This is a genomic window from Gemmobacter sp., from assembly GCF_016792925.1.
In the GTDB taxonomy this organism is placed as follows: Bacteria; Pseudomonadota; Alphaproteobacteria; order Rhodobacterales; family Rhodobacteraceae; genus Gemmobacter.
This window is the reverse complement of record NZ_JAEULU010000092.1, coordinates 1-4,082: the sequence shown is the minus strand read 5'-3', so window position 1 is coordinate 4,082 and position 4,082 is coordinate 1. Positions and strand designations below refer to the sequence as shown.

Here is a 4,082-nt window from a genome sequence, read left to right as displayed (position 1 = left end):
CTCGTAATTCAACACAAGCGAGACAGCGATTTTCGCCCCGCCCGGCCATTGCGCGTCTGGCGGGTTTGGCCCATGGCCTCGGAAATCGCGGGGATAACGGTTCATGCGGCACCTCTCTTCCGCCCCAGATTAGGCGCTATGGGACACAAGTTTTTTCAAATAATCCAGTAAAGACCTATCCCCGAACTCTGCGGTCGCCTTGGCAGCGGTTTCGCGGCAGGATGAGCGCGAAAGCAGCAGGGAAAGGACAGGGCGATGGCCGCAGGACGAGTGACGACGCATGTGCTGGATACCGCGCGGGGCAAGCCTGCCGCCGGGGTGAAGATCACGCTCTATCGCCTCAGCGGCCAAAGCCATCGCAAGATCGCCGAGGCGATGACCAATGCCGATGGCCGCACCGATGCGCCGATGCTGGCCGGAGAGGCCCTGACGGAGGGCCGCTATGAGCTGGTGTTCAGCGCGGGCGATTATCTGCGGGCCAGCGGGCAGGCCTCGGGCGAGCTGTTGTTTCTGGATGAGATCCCGATCCGCTTCGGCGTGCCGGATGCCGGGCAGCATTACCATGTGCCCTTGCTGATCAGCCCCTTCGCCTATTCCACCTATCGCGGCAGCTGACGACGCTGCCCGCCCGCCGCCTGTGCGATGGCAAGCAGGCGGCGGCGGTCGCCCCGGCAGAGGGCATCCACCATCCCCTGAAGGCCGCGCGCTTTCAGCGCGGGGGCCAGGCCGGAATGGTCGAGCCCTTGAAACAGCAGGTGATCCACGCCCTTTTGCGCCGGAAAAGCCATAGCCTGCGCGGCGTCATCCTGCATGCCATGGCACAGGGTGATCCAAGGCCCCGGCGGCAGCGGGCAAGGCGGAAGGCTGCGGCCCGCCGTCCATTCGGCCCAACGCGGCTCCCCGTTCAGATCGCGCTGCGGGCCAAGCGCCAGCACGGAATCCACCGGCAAAACCTCCACCGCACGCAGGGCGCTCACCGCGCCCATGGAAGCACCCAGCGTCACGATCCGGCGCACCGGCAGCGGCACTGCCGCCACCGCTTGCCGCAGCGCCGCGGCCCAACCGGGATGGCTGGCCCAGCTGCGGCTTTGGTCACGAAAGAACAGCGCGGCGCGATCAGCTCCAAGGGCCATGCGGCGAAATTCCGGCGCAGGCATCCGCCCCGGGTCATGACCGATGGAGGAAAAGGCGATCACCAGCTGCCCTGTATACATGTATACATTTGCCGGTGGCACAAATTCCGCCGCAAAAGGCGCGGGCAAGGCCAGCTCAGCCAAGCGCGAAGTCCCGCTTTGACCCCATGGTGCCATAGCCGCCCTCGGCATCGGCCAGAATGGTCTGCACGCTGACAGAGCCGTCGGAAAAATCCAGCAAGTTGAAGGCGTTGGCCTCGGTCCGGCGGCGATGCGACAGGCCGGTCCCCGCCTGCACGAACACAAGGCCCGGCGCGGCGGTGAAGGGTCCGGCATGGCTGACATGGATATGGCCCGACAGCACCATTTGCGCCCCCAGATGCGGCAGCGCTGCCAGTGCCAGCGCGGCCCCGCGCATCACCGGCTGGTCCTCGCCGGGCAAATGCTCCAACGGGTGATGCATCACCACCACCCGGGCGCGGGGGCCCGCCTGCGCCAGCAGCGCGCCCACCCGGTCCAATTGTCGCTGCCGGATCACGCCGCGCCGCCAGGCATAGGGATCGGCGGTGTTCACCCCCACCACGATCACGCGATCATCCTGCCAGACCGGCTCGCGATCCGGCGACCAGCCGCGATCCCAGGCCCGGAAGGGCCGCAGCAGCCGGGTCAGCGGGCGATGCAGCGGCATGTCATGATTGCCCGGCACCGCCAGAACCGGCGCCCCCAGACCCAGCAGAAAGGCCCGCGCCTGCGCGAATTGCACCGCCCGCGCCCGCTGCGTCAGATCGCCCGAGGCCACCACCAGATCCGGCGCAAGCGCCCGGATGCGCGCGGTCAGAGGCGCCTCCAACCCCGGCGCCAGCGCCCCGAAATGAAGATCAGACAGGTGAACAATCCGCGTCATTCCAAGGCCTTACACAACAACCTTATCGGCCGCATCCGGCACGATGATCGACAGCGCCTTATCCTCGATGCGGAAGGACAAAGGCGCCAGCATCCGCCGCCGCTCGCCATCAAAGGCGACTTTCGGGCGGCGCTTGGCGGTGGAAATATCGATCTCATGCGCGGTGATTAGATCGACATCGCGCCCCGCCTGCACCCGCCTGAGCGCAAGCCGCATCGCCAGCTTCATCAGATGCCAGCGCGAGCCGCCGCGCGCCACAAAGGCCACCAGCTTGTCATCGCTGATCGCCTGCGCACCCTCCAGCCCGAAGCGTTCCAGCTGATAGGCCGAGCGCGCGATGAAAATCAGCGGGGTCCGCAGCGACATGGCCCGCCCATCGGCCACCATCTGCATGCGGGCCGGGCGCTGAAACCGCAACAGCGTGCGCAAGACCGACCAATGCGCCAGCAGCCGCGAGCGGCCCATCCGGGCATAAATATCCTCGCGCGCTTGCAGGATGGTGGGGTAAATCCCGATGCTGGCATTGTTCAGGAACAGCTGCCCGTTCACCGTGCCGACCGAGATTTGCTGCGGATGCCCCGCCAGAATGGCCTTGGCCGCGGCCTCCGGCTCTTGCGGCAGGCCGAGGCCACGGGCGAAATAGTTGAACGTTCCCAAGGGCAAGACGGCCAGGTTGGCCTTGCTCCCCATCAGCGCATGGGCCACGCCCATCACCGTGCCATCGCCCCCGGCGGCCACGATGGTGGAAAACCCGTCCGCCACGGCCTTGGCCACGAAGGCCTCCAGATCCTCGCCCTTGCGCCAGTGACGCAGGGTGACCTCGGGGCCAAAGGCCGCCATCGCGGCCTCGATCGCCGCACGCTTCTGCTTGCCGGAGCCGGGATTGGCCACGACGCAAATATCCTTCGGGTTCAACGTCATAGCGCCAGCCCCTCCATGCGCGAGGCCATGTCGCCCTTGATGCGCCCCACGATGAAATCGACGAAAAGCCGGATTTTCGGGTCGCGAAAGCGCCGGTGCTGGCTAAGGCAGGAAAGCTGTGTGGGCATAGGAGGCGTGGCCTGTGCCACCGGCATCAGCCGCCCGGCCTGCAAATGCTCGGCCACCTCGAAAATCGGCTTCATCACTATTCCTCGCCCGTCCAACGCCCAGCCGGTCAACACATCCCCATCATCGCTTTCGAACGGTCCGCCGATCTCAAAGCGACGCGGCCCCTCCGGGGTCTGCAAGGTCCATTGAAACTCGCGCGCGCCCGGAAAGCGCAGGTTGAGGCAATCATGCCGATCCTCCACCAACGCCGTGCCATCCGCCGGGTTCCCGCGCCGGGCGATATAATCGGGCGCCGCGCACAGCACGCGCGGACAATCGGCCACAAGGCGCACTTTCAGCGTGCTGTCCTCCAGCAGGCCCAGATGGAAGGCCACATCCAGCCCCTCGGCGGTCACGTCGACATTGCGATCCGACAGGCGCAGCCGCACGTCGATCTGCGGATAAAGGTCTTTGAACGCCGGCACATGCGGCGCGATGAACCGCCGGCCGATGCCCAGAGGCGCCGCCACGAAGATCGAGCCGCGCGGGTTTTGCGTCACATCCACCACCGCCGCCTCGGCCTCGTCGATGGCCTCCAGCACCTTGCGCGCGCCCTCATAGAAGATGCGGCCATTCTCGGTCGGTTGCAGGCTGCGGGTGGTGCGGTTGAACAGCCGCACGCCCAGATGCTTCTCCAGCTCCGAGATTCGGGCCGAGGCGACGGCGGGCGAGGTGCGCTGGTCGCGCGCCGCCGCACTCATGCTGCCCAATTCATAGACACGCACGAACATCTTGATGTTGTTCACATAGGACATGGGTGTCACGCTTCATTGCGGGGGTATTTTCTGCGGGCTTTTGAAAGTGATCCCGCATTTGATGGAATTATCCGAAAAGATATGCCTCGGTATACCTTTTTCATCAGCCAGCAGGGGGAGGCCGTCATGTATGACTTCGCGGTGATCTGGGAATGGATCGAATTCGCGGTGCGCTGGACCCATGTGATCACGGCCATCGCC

At 65.8% G+C, this 4,082-nt stretch carries 5 protein-coding genes; 1 reads left to right on the top strand and 4 read right to left on the bottom strand.

All coding sequences use genetic code 11. The annotated features are described in order from the left end of the window. The first annotated feature begins 255 nt into the window (after positions 1 to 255). A complete protein-coding gene (uraH, locus tag JNN06_RS04775; RefSeq protein ID WP_291238447.1) occupies positions 256 to 615 on the top strand; it encodes a hydroxyisourate hydrolase in 360 nt (119 codons plus the stop codon). On the opposite strand, the gene JNN06_RS04770 is transcribed toward uraH, so the two are convergent. Genes JNN06_RS04770 through JNN06_RS04755 form a run of 4 tightly spaced genes read right to left on the bottom strand, consistent with a single transcriptional unit; the run spans position 600 to position 3,881 of the window. Continuing rightward, positions 600 to 1,214 (bottom strand): hypothetical protein, encoded by a 615-nt coding sequence (locus JNN06_RS04770; RefSeq protein WP_291238446.1) that lies wholly within the window; start codon positions 1,212 to 1,214, stop codon positions 600 to 602. The genes uraH and JNN06_RS04770 overlap by 16 nt on opposite strands. Positions 1,215 to 1,269: 55 nt before the next feature. Beyond that, positions 1,270 to 2,037, bottom strand: a complete 768-nt coding sequence (locus JNN06_RS04765) for a metallophosphoesterase (RefSeq protein WP_291238445.1) — start codon at positions 2,035 to 2,037, stop codon at positions 1,270 to 1,272. A 9-nt stretch (positions 2,038 to 2,046) separates the two neighbouring features. Then, the gene (locus JNN06_RS04760; protein WP_291238444.1) at positions 2,047 to 2,958 is read right to left on the bottom strand and encodes a diacylglycerol kinase family protein; all 912 of its coding nucleotides are present in this window, start codon (positions 2,956 to 2,958) and stop codon (positions 2,047 to 2,049) included. After that, positions 2,955 to 3,881: a LysR family transcriptional regulator gene (locus JNN06_RS04755; RefSeq protein ID WP_291238448.1), complete on the bottom strand. Its 927-nt coding sequence runs from the start codon at positions 3,879 to 3,881 to the stop codon at positions 2,955 to 2,957. Before JNN06_RS04755 ends, JNN06_RS04760 begins: the two co-directional genes overlap by 4 nt. Positions 3,882 to 4,082 lie beyond the last annotated feature (201 nt).